The sequence below is a fragment of the Paraburkholderia caffeinilytica genome, assembly GCF_051027425.1.
In the GTDB taxonomy this organism is placed as follows: Bacteria; Pseudomonadota; Gammaproteobacteria; order Burkholderiales; family Burkholderiaceae; genus Paraburkholderia; species Paraburkholderia caffeinilytica_A.
On the sequence record NZ_CP186552.1, the window covers coordinates 3,013,481 to 3,031,195 of the forward strand.

The 17,715-nt window shown below is 60.7% G+C and carries 15 protein-coding genes, 1 tRNA gene and 1 pseudogene; 4 read left to right on the forward strand and 13 right to left on the reverse strand.

Annotated elements, in window-relative coordinates; genetic code table 11:
• The first annotated feature begins 41 nt into the window (after positions 1-41).
• Positions 42-902, forward strand: a complete 861-nt coding sequence (folD, locus tag ACOSV0_RS13215; protein ID WP_434106600.1) for a bifunctional methylenetetrahydrofolate dehydrogenase/methenyltetrahydrofolate cyclohydrolase FolD — start codon at positions 42-44, stop codon at positions 900-902.
• A gap of 132 nt (positions 903-1,034) precedes the next feature.
• On the opposite strand, the gene ACOSV0_RS13220 is transcribed toward folD, so the two are convergent.
• Complete coding sequence (locus ACOSV0_RS13220) at positions 1,035-2,135, reverse strand: acyltransferase family protein (protein WP_434106601.1); 1,101 nt, start codon at positions 2,133-2,135, stop codon at positions 1,035-1,037.
• A 318-nt stretch (positions 2,136-2,453) separates the two neighbouring features.
• Between ACOSV0_RS13220 and ACOSV0_RS13225 the strand changes: the two genes are divergently transcribed.
• The gene (locus ACOSV0_RS13225) at positions 2,454-4,562 is read left to right on the forward strand and encodes a M3 family metallopeptidase (protein ID WP_434106602.1); all 2,109 of its coding nucleotides are present in this window, start codon (positions 2,454-2,456) and stop codon (positions 4,560-4,562) included.
• A 183-nt stretch (positions 4,563-4,745) separates the two neighbouring features.
• Here the strand turns inward: ACOSV0_RS13225 and ACOSV0_RS13230 are convergent, their stop codons facing one another.
• Positions 4,746-6,047 (reverse strand): amidohydrolase family protein, encoded by a 1,302-nt coding sequence (locus ACOSV0_RS13230; protein WP_434106603.1) that lies wholly within the window; start codon positions 6,045-6,047, stop codon positions 4,746-4,748.
• A gap of 280 nt (positions 6,048-6,327) precedes the next feature.
• Between ACOSV0_RS13230 and ACOSV0_RS13235 the strand changes: the two genes are divergently transcribed.
• The gene (locus ACOSV0_RS13235; RefSeq protein ID WP_434106604.1) at positions 6,328-7,026 is read left to right on the forward strand and encodes an aspartate/glutamate racemase family protein; all 699 of its coding nucleotides are present in this window, start codon (positions 6,328-6,330) and stop codon (positions 7,024-7,026) included.
• Positions 7,027-7,136: 110 nt separating this feature from the next.
• Here the strand turns inward: ACOSV0_RS13235 and ACOSV0_RS13240 are convergent.
• Positions 7,137-7,213, reverse strand: a tRNA-Met gene (locus ACOSV0_RS13240).
• A 114-nt stretch (positions 7,214-7,327) separates the two neighbouring features.
• Entirely contained in the window at positions 7,328-7,615 is a 288-nt protein-coding gene (locus tag ACOSV0_RS13245) for a hypothetical protein (RefSeq protein WP_434106605.1), read from the reverse strand.
• A 564-nt stretch (positions 7,616-8,179) separates the two neighbouring features.
• Here ACOSV0_RS13245 and ACOSV0_RS13250 point away from each other — a divergent pair.
• Entirely contained in the window at positions 8,180-8,482 is a 303-nt protein-coding gene (locus ACOSV0_RS13250) for a hypothetical protein (RefSeq protein ID WP_434106606.1), read from the forward strand.
• A 36-nt stretch (positions 8,483-8,518) separates the two neighbouring features.
• On the opposite strand, the gene ACOSV0_RS13255 is transcribed toward ACOSV0_RS13250, so the two are convergent.
• From ACOSV0_RS13255 to ACOSV0_RS13295, 9 genes and pseudogenes are all read right to left on the reverse strand, one after another.
• On the reverse strand, positions 8,519-8,683 hold the full coding sequence (locus ACOSV0_RS13255; RefSeq protein WP_434106607.1) for a hypothetical protein: 165 nt from the start codon (positions 8,681-8,683) through the stop codon (positions 8,519-8,521).
• Positions 8,684-8,866: 183 nt separating this feature from the next.
• Positions 8,867-10,504: a methyl-accepting chemotaxis protein gene (locus ACOSV0_RS13260; protein WP_434106608.1), complete on the reverse strand. Its 1,638-nt coding sequence runs from the start codon at positions 10,502-10,504 to the stop codon at positions 8,867-8,869.
• 120 nt (positions 10,505-10,624) lie between these two features.
• The gene (locus ACOSV0_RS13265) at positions 10,625-11,752 is read right to left on the reverse strand and encodes a porin (protein WP_434106609.1); all 1,128 of its coding nucleotides are present in this window, start codon (positions 11,750-11,752) and stop codon (positions 10,625-10,627) included.
• A 321-nt stretch (positions 11,753-12,073) separates the two neighbouring features.
• Positions 12,074-12,934, reverse strand: a complete 861-nt coding sequence (locus ACOSV0_RS13270; protein WP_434106610.1) for an ABC transporter permease — start codon at positions 12,932-12,934, stop codon at positions 12,074-12,076.
• A gap of 26 nt (positions 12,935-12,960) precedes the next feature.
• Entirely contained in the window at positions 12,961-13,758 is a 798-nt protein-coding gene (locus ACOSV0_RS13275; protein ID WP_434106611.1) for an ABC transporter ATP-binding protein, read from the reverse strand.
• Positions 13,759-13,859: 101 nt separating this feature from the next.
• On the reverse strand, positions 13,860-14,873 hold the full coding sequence (locus tag ACOSV0_RS13280; protein WP_434106612.1) for an ABC transporter substrate-binding protein: 1,014 nt from the start codon (positions 14,871-14,873) through the stop codon (positions 13,860-13,862).
• Between the two features lie 204 nt (positions 14,874-15,077).
• Positions 15,078-15,323: pseudogene (locus ACOSV0_RS13285) on the reverse strand (protein mobD); the annotation flags it as partial.
• Positions 15,324-15,418: 95 nt separating this feature from the next.
• Entirely contained in the window at positions 15,419-16,564 is a 1,146-nt protein-coding gene (locus ACOSV0_RS13290; protein WP_434106613.1) for a porin, read from the reverse strand.
• Positions 16,565-16,703: 139 nt separating this feature from the next.
• Positions 16,704-17,690: a YncE family protein gene (locus tag ACOSV0_RS13295; protein WP_434106614.1), complete on the reverse strand. Its 987-nt coding sequence runs from the start codon at positions 17,688-17,690 to the stop codon at positions 16,704-16,706.
• Positions 17,691-17,715: the final 25 nt, after the last annotated feature.

Consider the following 17,715-nt stretch of genomic DNA (forward strand, 5'->3'; position numbering starts at 1 on the left):
GCGCCCTGCTCCGCTTTCCAAACTGCCCATCTCGACCGACCATGACTGCCAAACTGATCGACGGCCTAGCCCTTTCCAAGACCCTGCGCGCCGAAGTCGCCACGCGCGCCGCCGCCCTCACCGCCCGCGGGCATCAGCCGGGCCTCGCCGTGGTGCTGGTCGGCGACAATCCGGCCAGCGAAGTCTATGTGCGCAACAAGGTCAAGGCGTGCCATGACAACGGTCTCGGCTCGTCGTTCGACCGCTATCCCGCCGATCTGCCGGAAGACGAACTGCTGGCTCGCATCGACGAACTGAATCGCGATCCGCGCATCCACGGCATTCTGGTGCAGTTGCCGCTACCGCCGCATATCGATAGCCACAAGGTGATCGAGGCGATCGCGCCGGAAAAGGACGTCGACGGTTTTCACGTTGCCAATGCCGGCGCGCTGATGACCGGCCGGCCGCTGTTCCGCCCGTGCACGCCGTACGGCGTGATGAAGATGCTGGCGGCCTATGAGATTCCGCTGCAAGGCGCGAACGCCGTGGTAATCGGCCGCTCGAACATCGTCGGCAAGCCGATGGCGCTGCTGCTGCTCGAAGCCGGCGCAACCGTCACCATCTGCCATAGCAAGACGCGCGATCTGGCCGCCCATACGCGTAACGCCGACGTGGTGGTCGCCGCCACCGGCCTGCGCAACATTCTCACTGCGGACATGGTGAAGCCGGGCGCTGCCGTGATCGACGTGGGCATGAATCGCGACGAAGCCGGCAAGCTGTGCGGCGACGTCGATTTCGCGGGCGTCAAGGAAGTGGCGGGCTACATCACGCCGGTGCCGGGCGGTGTCGGTCCGATGACCATCACGATGCTGCTCGTCAATACGATCGAAGCCGCCGAGCGCGAAGCGGCGGCACACGCGTAAAGCATGAGGGCTCATGCCGGCGAAGTGATTTCGCCGGCATGCGGGTTTGCGCAGCGCGCAGAAACCTTCGAACTCCGGCATCAAACCAGGGCAGCAAGCGCCGGTTGCAGCGATCGGCGCCCAACCAGACACTCAGCGCGTCGCTATTCCCGCGCCAAGCGTCGTTGAGCGGCGCGCAAGGCGCCCGCGGCACCACCTCAGCACCGGCCGCTCCACGAAGTGCCACGACAGCGCCGCGCACAGCAGGATAAACGGCGCGGCGATCAGCACCGCTGTCACATGGCTCAACTGCGGCGCGATATTCGCGACGCATTGCTGCATCATGAAACCGTACAGATAAATCCCATACGAGTAATCGTGGCGCGGCACGAAGCGCCGCAAGAGCGGCGTCGCGCCGACCCACAGCACGCCGTAAACAAAAGCCAGATAGAACAGCGGTTGAGCGCCGGCCGTGTCGCGGAACACCAGAAACACCATCGCCAGCGCGAGGGCCGTCAGGCCGTTGATGTCGATCCGTTCGCGCCATCCGTACAACAGCATCCCCAGCATGAAAAACGGCTCCGGCCAGAACGAATAGCCGCCGGGCGTTTCGCTGAAGTCACGCAGCCCGATCTGCAGATGCGGCAGATGTACGCGCAGAACGAACGCGGCGCCCCCGAGCGCCACCGCCAGCAAGACGCCGCGCGGGCTGGACAATAGCCCCAGCATGCCCGTCACCATCACGATCAGATAGCAGCGCACCTCGAGCGGCAGCGTCCACAGCGGCGCGCAGACGTCGACCGGAAAACGGTTGTGCTCGAATACGCCGGGCAGCGCCCAGCCGGTTTTCAGCACGATGGTGGAGAAATTATCGAGGTTGGCCCACGTCATGCCGGACGCAAAATAGTCGCGCAGCGGCAGGGTCGTAAACAACGGCCCGACGATAAACACCGTCACCAGCGAGCCCCCCGCCACTGCCGGCCACAGGCGCGCGATGCGCAACGCGGCAAAACGGGGCACCGAACGTTGCCTGTCGAAACTGGCGGTCACCAGCATGCCGCTCAGCAGAAAAAACGCATAGACGCCAAGCGCACCGAAACCGTCGAAGCCGAGTGCGTTCTGGACCCAATCCGTCGCGCCGTCGGGGGCTTGCAGCAGATACGAGTGGCCATACACCACGGCAACGGCGGCAAGGAGCCGCACGAGGTCGAAATTATTGCCCTTGCGCGATAGAGCGTGCGAAAGCGGGTTCATCGATACCTCTGACAGAAAGCGCCGCTAACGGGTGGCGACACGTCAGAATGCGGCACGGCAGCAATTCGAACCGTTCGTTTTCGCACAGAGCGCGGCGGCAAACGGGCGCGCCGCGGCAGCGCGTTCCGCGCCGCCCGGACCGCGGGCGGCCAGCGCTCTCCGCACACGGGCGCGCGACATCTGATAATTTGTCTGTCGACGGATTGGAATCGGCGCGCCCTGCCCCAATAATGTCTCTATGGAGTGTTATCGGGGCGTCATCGCGCGCGCCCGTCGATGCACCGATTACCCGTTCACCCGCGTCAGACAGGAAGCCTTATGTCCACTACCCCCTCGAATCAAGACAATCCGCTCCTCGATTTCTCCGACCTGCCGCGCTTTGGCGAGATCCGCCCCGAACACGTCACACCCGCCCTCGATGTCCTGCTCGCCGATGCGGCTGCCGCCGTCGAGCGCGCCGCTCAACCCATTACGCCCGCTTCGTGGTCCGACGTGGTCGAGCCGGTGGAGCGCGCCACCGAACCGCTGTCGCGCGCCTGGAGCGTGGTGGGCCATCTGAACGCCGTGGCGGATACGCCGGAACTGCGCGCCGTCTATGGCGAAAATCTGCCGCGCGTCACCGAATTCTGGTCGAGCGTCGGCCAGAATCTCGCGCTGTACGAGAAATACAAGGCGCTTCACGCCAGCAGCGATTTTTCCTCGCTGACCGGCGAACGCAAGAAGATTCTCGGCAATGCGCTGCGCGATTTCCGCCTGTCGGGCGCGGAATTGCCGGAAGACCAGAAGCCGCATTTCGCCGAGTTGCAGGAAAAGCAGGCAGGGTTGTCGAAAGCGTTTTCGGACCATGTGCTCGATGCGACGAACGCGTACGCCTATGTCGTCGAAGCCGGCGATGAAGCGCAACTGGCCGGCCTGCCCGAAGACGTGATCGAAGCCGCGAAGGAAGCGGCCGAACGCGAAGGCAAGACCGGCTACAAATTCACGCTGCACTTTCCGTCGTATTTCCCCGTGATGCAGTACTCGGAAAATCGCGCGATGCGCGAGACGATTTACCGCGCGTACGTCACGCGCGCCTCCGAGCTCGGTCCGCAATACGGCGGCGGCAAGCCCGAATGGGACAACACCCAGGTGCTCGCCGATCAGTTGAAGCTGCGCGCGGAAGAAGCGCACATGCTCGGCTACAACAACTTCGCCGAAGTGTCGCTTGCACCGAAGATGGCCGAGTCGCCGGCACAAGTGATGAGCTTCCTCGAAGACCTCGCCACGCGCGCGCGTCCGCACGCCGAACAGGACTGGAAGGAGTTGCGCGAATTTGCCGCGCACGAGCTCGGCATGACCGACCTGCAGCCGTGGGACATGACGTTTGCCGCCGAACGTTTGCGCCAGAACCGTTATTCGTTCTCCGAGAACGAAGTCAAACAGTACTTCCCGGAAGACGTCGTATTCAAGGGTCTCTTCAAGGTCACCGAAACGCTGTTCGGCGTGCGCATCCGTCGCGACGAAGCGGCCGTGTGGCATCCGGACGTACGCTTTTTCCGCGTCGAGAATCAGGACGGCGGTCTGGTCGCCCAGTTCTATCTCGACCTGTATGCACGCGAAGGCAAACGCGGCGGCGCCTGGATGGACGACGCGCGCGGCCGTCACAAGCACACGCACGGCGGCGTGCAAACGCCGGTGGCGTATCTGACCTGCAACTTCTCGGCGCCGGTCGGCGGCAAGCCCGCCTGCTTCACGCACGATGAAGTGATCACGCTGTTCCACGAGTTCGGCCACGGCCTGCATCACATGCTCACGCGTGTCGACGAACTGGGCGTGTCGGGCATCAACGGTGTCGAGTGGGACGCGGTTGAATTGCCGTCGCAATTCATGGAGAACTTCTGCTGGGAGTGGGACGTGTTGAGCGACATGACCTCGCACGTCGACACCGCCAAGCCGCTGCCGCGCGATCTGTTCGACAAAATGCTCGCTGCGAAGAATTTCCAGAGCGGTCTTGGCACGTTGCGTCAGATCGTGTTCTCGATGTTCGACATGCAACTGCATACCGGTTTCGATGCGTCCGGCACGAAGAACGCCACCGAACTCGCGAGCGAGATCAACGAGCGCTTCCATGTGGTGCCGCAAGCGCCTTTCTCGCGTTGGCCGAATACGTTCAGCCATATTTTCGCGGGCGGTTATGCGGCGGGCTACTACAGCTACAAGTGGGCTGAAGTGCTGTCCGCCGACGCGTATGCCGCGTTCGAAGAAGCCGCACAAGCCGCGAGCGGCAGCGTGCTCGATCAGGCGACCGGTCTGCGTTATCGCAAGGAGATTCTGGAAGTGGGCGGCAGCCGTCCTGCGATGGAATCGTTCAAGGCGTTCCGCGGCCGCGAGCCGAATATCGACGCGCTGTTGCGCCACAATGGCATGACGCCTGCGGCGGCGCATTGATCTTGCGTTGAAGTGTCAGTCGGCGCTGTACGTTGCAGATAGACGCCGACATCGACAAGAAGAACCGGTGATTGAACCGCACCCCGTATCGCTGGATATCCGTCCAGCGATACGGGGTGTTTTTTCATACGCAAGCACTTGGTATTTTCCAATCACGTGTGTGCCGCGAGCGATGCGCGGCGGCTAACCGCGATGCAGTTTGAAATCCACCTCTGCGGGACGCCCTTCCAGCGACAACGCCGCGCGCGCAGCAGGCGCACGGCTGACCACCTTGCCGCGGCTCACCACCGCAAGCCGTGCGGCGCGCAAGCGAATTGCTTCGACCGGATCGCGTGCGTCGAGCAGCACGAGATTAGCCGCGCTTCCCGGCGCAATGCCATAGCCCTCCAGACCGAGGATGCGCGCGGCATTCACCGTGACCGCGTCGAAACACGCGTGCATGCCGTCCACGCCCGTCATCTGCGCAACATGCAGGCCCATGTGCGCGACTTCGAGCATGTCGCCCGAGCCGAGGCTGTACCACGGGTCCATCACGCAATCGTGGCCGAACGCGACGTTGATGCCCGCCGCCATCATCTCCGGCACGCGCGTCATGCCGCGCCGTTTCGGATAGGTGTCGCTGCGGCCTTGCAGCGTGATGTTGATCAGCGGATTGGCGATCGCCGCGACGCCCGACTCGCGCATCAGCGGCAAAAGCTTGCTGACGTAGTAGTTGTCCATCGAATGCATCGAGGTCAGATGCGAACCGGCGACGCGTCCCTGCAAGCCGAGCCGGTGCGTTTCGGCTGCGAGCGTTTCGATATGACGCGACATCGGATCGTCCGATTCGTCGCAATGCATGTCGACGCGCAAACCCTGCTCCGCCGCGAACTCGCACAGCATGCGCACGGACAGCGCGCCGTCGGCCATCGTGCGTTCGAAATGCGGAATCCCGCCGACCACGTCGACGCCCATCGCAATCGCGCGCTTGAGATTCTCGAATGCGCCGGCGCTGCGCAAGACGCCGTCCTGCGGAAACGCCACCAGTTGCAGATCCAGATACGGTGCGACGCGGCGCTTCACTTCGAGCAGCGCCTCGACCGCGAGCAAGCGCGGGTCACAGACATCCACGTGGCTGCGAATCGCCAGCAGGCCGCGCGCGACAGCCCAGTCGCAGTACTGCAGCGCACGCTCGATCAGCGCCTCCTGGGTGAGGTCCGGCTTCAGTTCGCCCCACAACGCGATGCCTTCCAGCAAGGTGCCCGACGCGTTCACGCGCGGCAGACCGTACGACAGCGTGGCGTCCATGTGGAAATGCGGATCGACGAATGGCGGCGTGACGAGCGAACCGGCAGCGTCGATTTCTTCGTGCGCGCTCGCGGCCAGATTCGGTTCGACGGCGACGATGCGGCCCGCCTCAATGCCGATGTCGACCGGCTGCCTGGGCTGCTTGTGCTGTGATGTGGCGCTCGGCGGCAGCATCGCGCGGCGGATGATCAGATCCATGGTTCGCTCCTGTTGACCGCTCTTTGACTGATTGCGATTCGATTCTATCGGCGTCAGAAAGCGCGTGTCGTTTTTTAACAGAAAGCCGTACCGGCTGGCAGAGGGAAATCCGTACCGGCTACGGACAAACACACGCGCCTATACTCGGCTTGTCGAACGTTCGGCGTTCGGCGTCCGGCGTCCGGCGTCCGGCGTCCGGCGTCCGGCGTCCGGCGTTGACGTTAGCATCCTCTTTCGGCGCACAACGGTGCCTGCATCGTCCCACCACCGGAGCAAGACCATGAAAACCATCGGCGTGATCGGCGGCATGAGCTGGGAATCGTCCACCGAGTACTACAAGCTCCTGAACCGCCATGCCAAGGTGCGCCTCGGCGGCCATCACAACGCTCGCAGCCTGATGCTGACGGTCGACTTCGCGCCGATCGAGGCCAGCCAGCGTGCCGGCGACTGGGCCGCGCTCGGCGAACAACTGGCCGATGCCGCCCGCCAACTCGAACGAGGGGGCGCCGACCTGGTGATACTGGCAACCAACACGATGCATCGCGTGTATGAATCGATCGAACAGGCGATCGGCGTGCCCTTCCTGCACATCGCCGATCCGACCGGCGCCGCGCTGCGCGCCGCGGGAATCGAGCGGGTGGGCTTGCTGGGCACACGCTATACGATGGAGCAGACGTTCTACACGGGACGCTTACGCGAGCGCTACGACCTCGAGACACTGATTCCCGATGAAACCGAACGCGCGGATGTGCATCGCATCATCTACGACGAGCTGTGCCACGGCAACGTGAACGATGCCTCGCGTGCGGTGTATCAGCGAGTGATCGAAGGACTTGCTGCGCGTGGTGCGCAGGCGGTGATTCTCGGCTGCACGGAAATCACCTTGCTGATCAAGCCGGAAGATTCCGTCTTACCCGTGTTCGACACGACCGCGTTGCATGCGCAAGCGGCGGTGGAATGGGCGATCGATTCGGACTGAATGCAAGCGCGCCTCATGTACGTATGAGGTATGCACGCACGAGATCTGCAGAGGGACGTCAGAAGTTAAAAAGCCCGCGTAGCTTGCGCTAGCGGGCTTTCAACAATACTTGGTTGCGGGGGTAGGATTTGAACCTACGACCTTCGGGTTATGAGCCCGACGAGCTGCCAGACTGCTCCACCCCGCGTCAGAGAAAAAGATTATAGCGGGCTGTCAGCAAGACGTCAAACAATCGGGTGAAATAGTTTCAGACGAGGCACGCCGCGCGTGTCCACGCGCATGCGACACGTGAACATGTCACTCAAAGATCTTCGACAGTCGCACCTTCCACTTTGCCGTCGATAATGTCCGCGCCGTACTGACTCGCGCTGCGTTTCGCGACGCCGAAATCGGAGAACGTGACCGGCAGCACGAGACGAAACACCCGGCTTGCCTTCGAGCCGCCGATCGCACCCGGCCGGCAGACGCGTACCGCAACGTCGTAGCCTTCGGCATGACGCTTGTGACCGTCGAACTTGTCGAACTCCCGCGAAAACACCAGCGGATGCACTTCGAAGTCCTTATAAAGGACTGGATAAAGTTGGGCCATGGTGCATCCCCGATGCGCGTAAATGTGATCCCACTATACGCTGCGGCATGATGGGATCGGGCTTTTATTTTTTCACGGCCGCCGGGGCAATTTTCACGGTCGCCCGTCGCGCGCGATAAGATGCGCAACTATCGGAATTCACCCGATCCTGACAATCCGATTTCGGGTCGCCAGACGGGCTAGATAAAGCCGGCCTTCCAATCCAACGGCCACAGGTTCGAATCCCGCAGCGGCTACCAGGAAAATCGAAGGGTTACAGGCCATACGCCTGTAACCCTTTGTCCGTTTACGGCTTCATATCGGCACTGTGCCGGCATTTCAGGCCCACATCGATTCATCTCAATCGAGCCGCGTCGTACCGGGGCAGCACGGAAACCTGCCGGCTCCCCAAAAACCGGTCGATGGCGCAGCCCCCGGAATGGCGCGCTCTTCGACTACCCCCTTGTAGATCACCAGCTCCCCACGACAAAGCGCATTTCCAGAAAGAGAGAGTTTCAGGATACGCCATATCTCAAAAGCGTCCGCCGCTGTCAAATGGAGGGAACACGATTTAAGGAGTACATCATGAAGATTCGACACGTCGCCGGTGCGCTGCTTGGCGTCGCCGCTTTCTGGGCGACCGGCAGCATGGCTGCGCAACCTGATTACGCCTATCAGACGACGGTGCAGCTTGCCGGCGGCAGGACACTGCAATGCGGCGTCAACGAACCACTGCCGAACGGTGACGCCCCCGCGGCTCTCACCCGCCGCGAGCAAACGCAAGCTGACGTCCTCGCGACTCAGCGCCTGCGCATCCTGAGCGGCCCGGCGTCCGACTATCCGTCGCCCTACACGGCGCCGACCGTCACCTGCGCGAGCGCAGGCTGAGGCTGACCGCTTCGCGCTATCCGGCGTTCGCTGCAATTACGAGGTGCGATGCGGGACATCGTCCGGAAACGGATACGGCGCGTGCGGACCGGGCCATTCGAGGGCGGGCGGCCCGCTTAGCGCGTCGCATCCCGCGACACTGGTCAGAATGCCGAGGCACAACGCCGTGCAAAGCCAGCAGAGGATTGCCAGCTTGTCCATTGCACACCTCCTTTTCGCAAAGCCAGGCTAATGATTTCGACAGCCGCAAGCAGGCATTGGTTGCGCGCGAATGACGCGCAGCCTCAGGTGCGCCGAGCCTGCCCCGGTTGCCCGGACGAAAAGTCTGGCCGTGATGCGTGATCCCCTTGATCAGGAACGATTCGACGCTGCCGTGCGTTTTCGTCAGGCGTATGCAGCCGATGGCTCGGGGAGCGCGCCGTGCTCATTCAGGTGCTCATCCAGATGCTCGTTCACGTGCCCGGCGGCCGCCCCGTGCAGCCGGAACACCGCCACGGCGGCGTCGAGCGCACGCGCCTGCTCGTCGAGCGACGCAGCCGCCGCCGCGGCTTCTTCGACCAGCGCGGCGTTCTGCTGAGTCGCGTTATCCATCTGCGAGACCGCGCGGTTGATCTGGTCGATGCCGCGCGACTGCTCCTCCGACGCCTCGCTGATTTCGCTGACAACGCCGGTGACACTGCGCGCGGCGTGGACGATTTCAGCCATCGTCGAGCCGGCACGCGCGGCGAGCTCGGTGCCGTTCCGCACCTTCGCAACGGAAGCGCCGATCAGCTCGCGGATTTCCTTCGCCGCCGCAGCCGAACGCTGCGCGAGTGCACGGACCTCGCCCGCGACCACTGCGAATCCGCGTCCTTCCTCGCCGGCCCGTGCGGCTTCGACGGCTGCATTCAAAGCAAGTATGTTGGTCTGGAACGCGATGCCCTCGATCGCACCAATGATATCCACGATCCTCTTTGAGCTCGATGACATGTCCGCGATCACGTCGACAACCTGGCCGACGACGTCGCCGCCGCGTACTGCGATCGCCGACGCGTTCTGCGCGAGCGCACTGGCCTGCCGCGCGTTATCGGCATTTTGCCGGACCGTTGCCGTCAGCTCCTCCATGCTCGATGCCGTTTCCTCCAAAGACGCCGCCTGCTGTTCGGTGCGGGCCGACAGGTCGGCATTGCCGCTCGCAATCTCGCGCACGCCGTGCGTGATCGCCGCCGCTCCCTGCCGCACCTGGTTCACGGCACTGGCGAGCGCTGCCTGCATCCTGGCAAGCGCAGTCATTAACCGGCCCATTTCGTTGGCGCGCAGTGTATCGATCGTGCTTGTCAGATCTCCAGCCGCAATGCGCTCAAAATGACAAATCGCCTGATTAATGGGCCGCACGATCGACGCCGTCAGCATGAAGCGTGCGACCAGGCCCAGCACGACCGCTGAGGACCCGATTGCGCCGAACAGCCAGAGCAGCATGTAGAAATGCTGTTGCGCCGACACGAAACGCGATCTTTGCTGCTCTGCCTGAAAATCCTCCAGCGCCTGCACGGCACGTCGGTAGTCGCTAAACAGTGTGTCGGGCGCCTGCCGCTGCGTGGTCCGGAACGACATGAAATCGTTCTGGTCGAGCGCCGCGATTTCCGGGGCAAGCGCCTGTTTCATCAATAGTTCGCGCTTCACGCGCAGGGTATCGGTCAGCTTCCTTTCAACCTCGCTCGAAGGCAGCTGCGCAGCATAGGCCGCCAGCTCGCGATCGCTGGCCGTCTGCTCGGCATGCACGCGCGCGAGCACCGCATCGGTCGGCTTTCCCTGCGCGACCAGCGTCTCGTACGCACCGAGATCGACCCGCACCTGCAGAAGCGCTTCGCTGCTGGCGGAAAGGTGCCGCAGCGCGGCCGTCTCGTCGCTGTACATCCTGTCGAGTGCCGTGTTGGTCGTTGCCAGACCCGCAATCGAGGTTGCGATCACAAGCATCAACGCGGCCGTATAGCCGGCGATCGTGATAGTCAGAGCGGTCCGGATAGTGATATTTCTGAACATGGCTGTCTTCCTCGACCTGCTGGGCAAGAAAAAAAAGCGGCGAGCGGACAAGTCCGCCGCCGCCAGTAGGAGCACATCGATGAATGGATCAGCGGGATCAGCGCGAATCCGATCCCCGGATCAGAAGCGAGTGCGCACGCCTGTGGTCAGTTCAAGCTGGTTGGTCGCACCAAACGTGGTGCCGACGGTGTAGCCGCCATGCAGCCTCATGTAGTCGCCCGCCAGATACACTTCGGTGCGCTTGGACAGGTGATAGAACGCCGACCAGTACAGCGTTTCCTTGAAGCCACTATGGAGACCTGTTGTCGGATCGAAAGCACCGATGTTCGCGTTCGGAATATCGCCGTCACTGTTGTAAGCGGCGTTCTTCGTACGCATCTGCTGATAACCGAGTTCGTAATCGAACGCACCCTTCGGCGACAGTTTGAGCGACACGGTCCACGCGTTGTCCTGACGCTGACCGAGGGAGCCCTGATCGCCCAGGTAACGGAAGTAACCCGCATTGGCGCGCAAGATACCGAACGTGTAGTTGCCACCCACTGAGAATGACTGGTTCGTAAAGCCAACGCGATTCGCGTGGTTATAGAAGGCCGATACGTTGAACGGACCGCCGTTGTACCCAAGCGCTGCCTGGTAGTTGGCGTTCGAGCCGAAACTCGTCGAGTTGCCGAATGCGTAGCCCGCGCTAGCGAAAATGCCGTTACTGAACAGTTTTTTCCATGCCACGCCATTGTTATAACGTGTGCCGGTCGCGCTGGCCGCGTAGAAAATCATCTGCTTGAAGTTGTTCGAATTGGTCCAGCCGCCCTCTTCCGTCGTCAGGCGCGCGGAGCCGTACGGGTCGCCGTAAATCGCCGATGCGTCACGCGCGATCGTGTTCTGGAAACCTGCCGTGATCTTGCCGAACGTGTCGTTTTCGATACCGACCCATGCATCACGGTCAAAAATCTGGCCCGGATCTTCCATCTGGCCATCGCTCACACGGTATTCGCTTTCGAGCCGGAAGATGATCTTCGAACCAGCACCGATATCTTCGGCGCCCTTCAGGCCCCAGCGGCTGCCGCTGAACCACGGTTCGCCGCCGATACCCATGCCGATCACATGATCACCGTTCGCATTCGCGTGCGACTGATAGGTCGGCACGCTCAGATCCATCAGGCCATAAAGCTGCACACTCGATTGGGCGTGTGCGCCGGTTGCTGCAAAAGCGCCTGCCGTAGCGGCCAAAGCCAGATACTTTTTCTTCAAGATCGTCTCCTCAGATTACTACGTTAAAATTTTCGTTCTCGCCGTCCGCTGTGACTGCGGTCCAAAAATCCGGACAACTGCCTCAATCGGCCAATGAGCGCAATCCTAGTTTTCTCAATCCTTCACCCAGCTTTCCCGTATCGCCTGCACAACTAAGTGAATTTACTGATATACATCGCGAAATCGGCGAGCGCTACGCAGTAGCGTTGCTGCGCAACATGTAGCCGACGCCGTGCAACGCGCACAGGCAGACTGCGATGGCGAGGCCAGTACGTCACCGCTCGATACCGGAGCACCCGTTCCGGCAAGGTGCCCGTTAGATCAGAAGGCCGCAGGTCTCCACTTCAGCAGACGCTTTTCCAGTGCGGTGAGCAGATAGTCCGCCGTAAGCGCCACCACTGCTAGCACGATCATCGCCGCGAACACGCCGCTCGCGTTGAATGCGCCTTGCGCCGTCGAGATCAGCAGGCCGATCCCCTGCTTCGAGCCGAGGAACTCACCAACGACTGCGCCAACCAGTGCGAAGCCGAAGCTCACGTGGAGGCTGGCGAGAATCCACGACAGTGCCGATGGAATCACCACCGACGTAGTCAACTGCCGCTTTGAGGCACCCAGGATCTGCGCATTCGCAATCATGTAGCGGTCGGCTTCACGCACGCCCTGGAACGCGTTGCCGAATACCACGAAGAACACCATCACAACCGCCAGCGCTACCTTCGATGCCATGCCGAGACCAAGCGCGATCACGAACACCGAGCCCAACACCACGCGCGGGATCGAATTCGCGATCTGGATGTAGAGGCTGAACACGTCGGACAACAGTTTGTTGCGGCCGAGCACCACGCCGCATACGATGCCGCCGACCGAGCCGATCAGGAAGCCAAGGAAGGTCTCCTCGAGCGTGACCCAGACCTGCTGCAGCAGCGGACCTTGCGAAGTGCCGTTGATAAACCAGTCGACGATCTGCGCGAAAATTGCGGATGGCATCGAGAAGAAGAACGGATCAATCCATTTAAACCGCCCACCCATTTCCCATCCGCCGAGCACGATCACCAGCACCAATATCCGCAGGCCGATGATCAGCGCATGCCGCTGGCGCAGTCGTCGCTGCGCGATCTTTTCAACATTGGCCAGCGACGCGCTATCGAAGCCCGCCTGCGATGCGTAGTCAGAAGTTGCCATCAGTGTTTTTCCAGTGTCACGTTATGTCAGGTGATCTGCACTTCTTCGCGCAGGTCATGCCAGATATCGCGCGAAATCTCGATGAAGCGCGGGTCGTAGCGAATCTCCGACGTGACACGCGGCCGCGGCAGCCCGATCTCATAGACCTTCTTCAGCGTCGCGGGGCGCGCGGTCAGCACGAACACGCGATCGGCCAGCGCAATCGCTTCTTCCAGGTCATGCGTAACGAACACCACCGACCCCGAATTCGCCGACCACAGCTGCAACAGTTCGTCCTGCATCAGCGTGCGGGTCTGCATGTCGAGCGCCGAGAAGGGCTCGTCCATCAGCAGGATTTCCGGCTTGTTGATGAAGGTCTGTGCAAGCGCCACGCGCTTTCTCATGCCGCCGGACAGTTGATGCGGGTAGTGCTTGCCGAACTTGTCGAGGCCCACGCGGCGCAGCCATTCGTTGGCCTCGTCGTATGCGGCGGACTTGGCGTGGCCGCGATAGAGCGGCCCCGCTGCGACGTTATCGAGCACCGAACGCCACGGAAACACTGCGTCGGCCTGAAACACGAAGCCGATGCGCGGGTCGATGCCGTTCACCGGCGCGCCCATCACGCGCACTTCGCCGGTAGTCGGCTTCAGCAGCCCGGTGATCATGCTGAGCGTCGTGGATTTGCCGCAGCCGGTCGGGCCGACCACCGCGACGAATTCGCCTTTGGCGACCGACATGCTGAAATCGCGCAACGCGATCGTCGCTTTGCCATCCGGAGAAATGAAACGGCATGAGACCGAGCAGAACTCGATCACCGGGGCGTCTTGGAGAACAGCCTGGTTCATCGGGAACATCCATGGAAATGGCCGGCACCGCGAAGGCGGCGCCAGCAGCACAACGAAATCACGCTGCAACAGACCGACGGCAGCGACCGGCAAGCGCCGGCTTATTTCGAACCAGTGAACTCGTTGGTGTAGGTTTTCGCCAGCTCGATGTGCTTGCCTTTGACCGACGGATTGAACGCCGACAGCACCTTCAGTACCGTCTCCGGACCGTCGGCAGGCATCTTGCCGTCCTTCGTGAACATCGGCAGTGACGCTTTCAACGCGCTCACGTAAAGCGCCTTGTCCTTCTGGTAGTCGTCGGGCATCTTCGCTGCAATTTCTTCCGCGCTATGCGTATGGATGAATTGCATCGTGCGAACGAACGCATGCGCGAGCTTTGCTGCGTCGGCCTTGTGAGAATCGGCCCAGGCTGCCTGGACATAGAGGCTCGATGCGGGGTAAGTGCCGCCCAGCGCTGCTTTCGTGCCTTCGACTGAACGCATGTCGACGAGCACCTTCGCGTCGCCGGATTTCTGCAACGCGGACGCCGTCGGCTCCGTCGTCATGCCGGCATCGATGCGGCCTTGCTTGATCGCCGCGATGAAGCTGGCGTCGGCGCCCACCGGCAGCATGGTGTATTCGGTCGACTGGATGCCGTGCTGTCCAGCGAGGTATTGCGTGAGGAAGCTGGTTGAAGAACCGAGGCCGGTCACGCCGAGCGTTTTGCCCTTCACGTCCGCCATCGATTTGACCGTTTCGGCCGCTTTGGTCGACACCATTTCGACCTCGCCCGGCACTTGCCCGAACACGACGATCGCCTTGACGTCCTTGCCTTTGGTTTGCAGATCGATCGTATGGTCGTAGAAACCGACGACAGCCTGAACGGCACCCGCCAGCAGCTCGTTTTCAGCATCAACGCCGGCCGGTTGCGACAGAAGTTCGACGTCGAGCCCTTCATCCTTGAAATAGCCAAGCTGTTCGGTCAAACGCGCCGGCAAATAGATCAGCTTCGTAATGCCGCCGACCATGATCGTGATCTTTCCGCTGTCGGCAGCTATCGCGTGCTGCGACGCAATACCGAACAGCAGGCTGGAAGCAAGGGCAATATGGCGCAGCGTGCGAAAGCCAGGGGTCATCGATAGTCTCCGTTATTGTCCGGCGTGGCGGAATGCCCGCCTGTCTGGGTCGATGGGCAATTCTAGGAGAGCGAATCCTTCCCTCGGCTTACACCGGGACGGGTTTTCTTTGCGGGATTTCCCTGGCAGGTATGGACTCAACACTCGCGCACGTGCCCGGTCTCGGCCGGGCTTTATGCGCTCGTCTTTTTACAAAGGAGTTATATAGTCGTTGCGCGCGACATGCGTGAGCGCATGCGGGAACGTCTCGCCAAACTCGATCAACAGTTCGAGGCTGTCACGCTGACGATTAATGATCCATGGCACGACGAGGCGCCGCGCCGGTTCGTCCAGTGTCCCGTCGTACTGCGCAATGCCTCTCCGACTCCGCGCCGCCGTGTTAGCTCCGGCCGTCGCATCCCGATGCGCATCGCAGAAATTGACGAAATCGATCCAGCCTCCCGGATCATCGGGTTATTTATGCAGGAAGTGAAACCATTGGATTAGCGATCATATGACAAGGAATACTAATCACACAGGTGGTGCGCTTTCCTTCGATACAATCCTCAGAACTTGGTTGTCAACCCAAATATAAGCGCAACCTGATTGGGTGTACCCGAGCTTGATTCCAGGTCTCCCACCGTCCCACCCGCCGCGACAATGTGATCGCCATCTTCACTAAAGGTGGTTCCGTGAGCGTGTGAGTAGCCACCGATTGCGTAAAGCGTAGTGCGCTTTGATAGGCTGTACTCCATTCCCGCGGCCACGTTATTGTAGGTTGCCGATGAACCGCCGCTTGACTTGGTGTAGGTGTATCCGATGTTTAACGCAACTGCAGGCGTCATCTGGTAATCGAGAGAGACCGCACCCGTATTGAAGGTTTCTTTCTGGTTAAAAGCAGCAAAGCTCGCGTAGGGTTTCCACTGCGCATTGCTATAGCGCACGTTAGCAGTCAGTTTCTTCCAGACATACTGGACGGCGACGTGCGTTATCAGGCGCGAACCCACAAACGGGTCGTCGCCATATAACGGCGTAACCGAACTGTTCTGAGTCTGGTCCGCCGTACCGACACCACCGGCACCGTCGTTCTTCGCAAATACATATCCTGCCGCCGCGCTGAAAGCACCGTTGGCGTACGCGATCGCAGCTGATGAAGATTCCTGTGATGATGCATTCCCGGCTACGCCGCCCAAGCCGTACATCAACTCAAACTGCAGGCCGGCATAAGTCGGACTTGTGTACTTGATGGCGTTTTGCAGGCGAAACGTATTATCGTTGTTGTCGGCGTCGCCTGGCGTGGTGAACGCGGGTCCGTACCCGTCGGCGGTCAGCGGTTGAACCAGATCGACAGTGGTATCCAACTGACGACCAATCGTGACCTTCCCGAAAACATCGCTATTGATTCCAACCCATGCATTTTTCCCGAACAGGCGGCCGCCCTGACTTAACTTACCCGTATTAATGTTAAATCCGTTTTCGAGGTTGAAAATTGCCTGAAAACGATTGCCCAGATCCTCCGTGCCCTTCAAGCCCCACTGGTTCGCCGTCAGATCGGCACCCTGCATCTCGACGAGAGAGGCATGCCCGGTATTGTTGTAGTAAGCAATCGCGTTATCGAGTTCGCCGTAAAGCGTGATGCTGCTTTGCGCTCGGGCAGAAGACGCAACGACCAGCGTCCCCACGGCAACGCCATAAATGACCGACTTCTTCATTTACAATCTCCATATTATATAGTTATACTAATTACGTAAAAGAAAGGTCCAAACAACGATTCATTGCTATCAACTCATAACATCCACGTTGTTGCCCTGCCTGATTGAACGGTCACTGCCGCTCAACGAATAATTCCAGTCAAACGGGTTCGAACACGCCAACCTTGTTACTGGTATCGAGGTAAACAAAAATGCGGTGAGTGGCCGGATCGACAGACAATGTGTGCGAGTTCTTTTCGGTTTTCAGATGATCGATCACCTGTTTCGTGTCGAGGTCGACCACCTCTGCGCTTCCCACCTTGTCGCCAACGAAGACCTTGCGGGCCGCCACGTCTACAGAGATTTCATCGATATCGCCGCCCTCGAAAGGAATGCTGGAGATTAGCGTACCGTCAGGGTCGACGATCAGTATCTTCTTATCGCGACTGCCGATAATCAGATGTCGAGCCTGGCTGTCATATACCATGGGCTTGGCCGCTTTCTTGAGATTGAAATCCCATACCGCTACGACCTGATTGGAGTTAGGATCAATCACGTCAACAACATTGTCCACCGGCTGGTAGATACGGTCTAAGCCCGGTACGTAGAGGTTGACGTCCGGACCATCCTTGGCGGGTTGAGGACGCAACGCAATGTTGCCTATACGCTTGAACGGCGCCTCGCCCTCGAATACCGTTTCGGTGTTGCTCTCGTCGTTTGCAACAAAAACATTGCCACTTTGCGTGTCTATCGTCACGCCATCGGATTTTTTCCCTCCGGTGTCGACGCTCGCAATCTGCTTCATGGAGTTCTTGTCGATGACCACCAGTTTATTGGCGGTAGCGTCGGCAACGAACGCATACTTTTCGCCGACGGCGATGCCGTTGCCATCCTCGATGCCTCCGATCACCGCCTTGATGGCAAGCTTGTCCGCATCGATGACCACGACGTTGTGGTCGGGCGACTGCACAATCCAGGCGGTATGGGTCTGGGGATCGAAAGTCACCCAATCGCCATGCCCCCCATTTCCTGGCAGATCTATCGTCTTGACGAGCTTGTAGTGCGATTGGGCGTTAGCCCAGGAAACATTTGTCAGCGCAACCACTCCCACGACTGCAAGAACCGCAAGCTTCGAAATACGATGCATGATGTCTCCTGATTGTTTTCCATCT

Excerpts from the sequence above, each read along its gene's own strand:
- folD (WP_434106600.1), top strand. The coding sequence starts at position 42 with ATGACTGCCAAACTGATCGACGGCCTAGCCCTTTCCAAGACCCTGCGC.
- ACOSV0_RS13220 (WP_434106601.1), bottom strand. The coding sequence starts at position 2,135 with ATGAACCCGCTTTCGCACGCTCTATCGCGCAAGGGCAATAATTTCGAC.
- ACOSV0_RS13225 (WP_434106602.1), top strand. The coding sequence starts at position 2,454 with ATGTCCACTACCCCCTCGAATCAAGACAATCCGCTCCTCGATTTCTCC.
- ACOSV0_RS13230 (WP_434106603.1), bottom strand. The coding sequence starts at position 6,047 with ATGGATCTGATCATCCGCCGCGCGATGCTGCCGCCGAGCGCCACATCA.
- ACOSV0_RS13235 (WP_434106604.1), top strand. The coding sequence starts at position 6,328 with ATGAAAACCATCGGCGTGATCGGCGGCATGAGCTGGGAATCGTCCACC.
- ACOSV0_RS13245 (WP_434106605.1), bottom strand. The coding sequence starts at position 7,615 with ATGGCCCAACTTTATCCAGTCCTTTATAAGGACTTCGAAGTGCATCCG.
- ACOSV0_RS13250 (WP_434106606.1), top strand. The coding sequence starts at position 8,180 with ATGAAGATTCGACACGTCGCCGGTGCGCTGCTTGGCGTCGCCGCTTTC.
- ACOSV0_RS13255 (WP_434106607.1), bottom strand. The coding sequence starts at position 8,683 with ATGGACAAGCTGGCAATCCTCTGCTGGCTTTGCACGGCGTTGTGCCTC.
- ACOSV0_RS13260 (WP_434106608.1), bottom strand. The coding sequence starts at position 10,504 with ATGTTCAGAAATATCACTATCCGGACCGCTCTGACTATCACGATCGCC.
- ACOSV0_RS13270 (WP_434106610.1), bottom strand. The coding sequence starts at position 12,934 with ATGGCAACTTCTGACTACGCATCGCAGGCGGGCTTCGATAGCGCGTCG.
- ACOSV0_RS13275 (WP_434106611.1), bottom strand. The coding sequence starts at position 13,758 with ATGAACCAGGCTGTTCTCCAAGACGCCCCGGTGATCGAGTTCTGCTCG.
- ACOSV0_RS13280 (WP_434106612.1), bottom strand. The coding sequence starts at position 14,873 with ATGACCCCTGGCTTTCGCACGCTGCGCCATATTGCCCTTGCTTCCAGC.
- ACOSV0_RS13290 (WP_434106613.1), bottom strand. The coding sequence starts at position 16,564 with ATGAAGAAGTCGGTCATTTATGGCGTTGCCGTGGGGACGCTGGTCGTT.
- ACOSV0_RS13295 (WP_434106614.1), bottom strand. The coding sequence starts at position 17,690 with ATGCATCGTATTTCGAAGCTTGCGGTTCTTGCAGTCGTGGGAGTGGTT.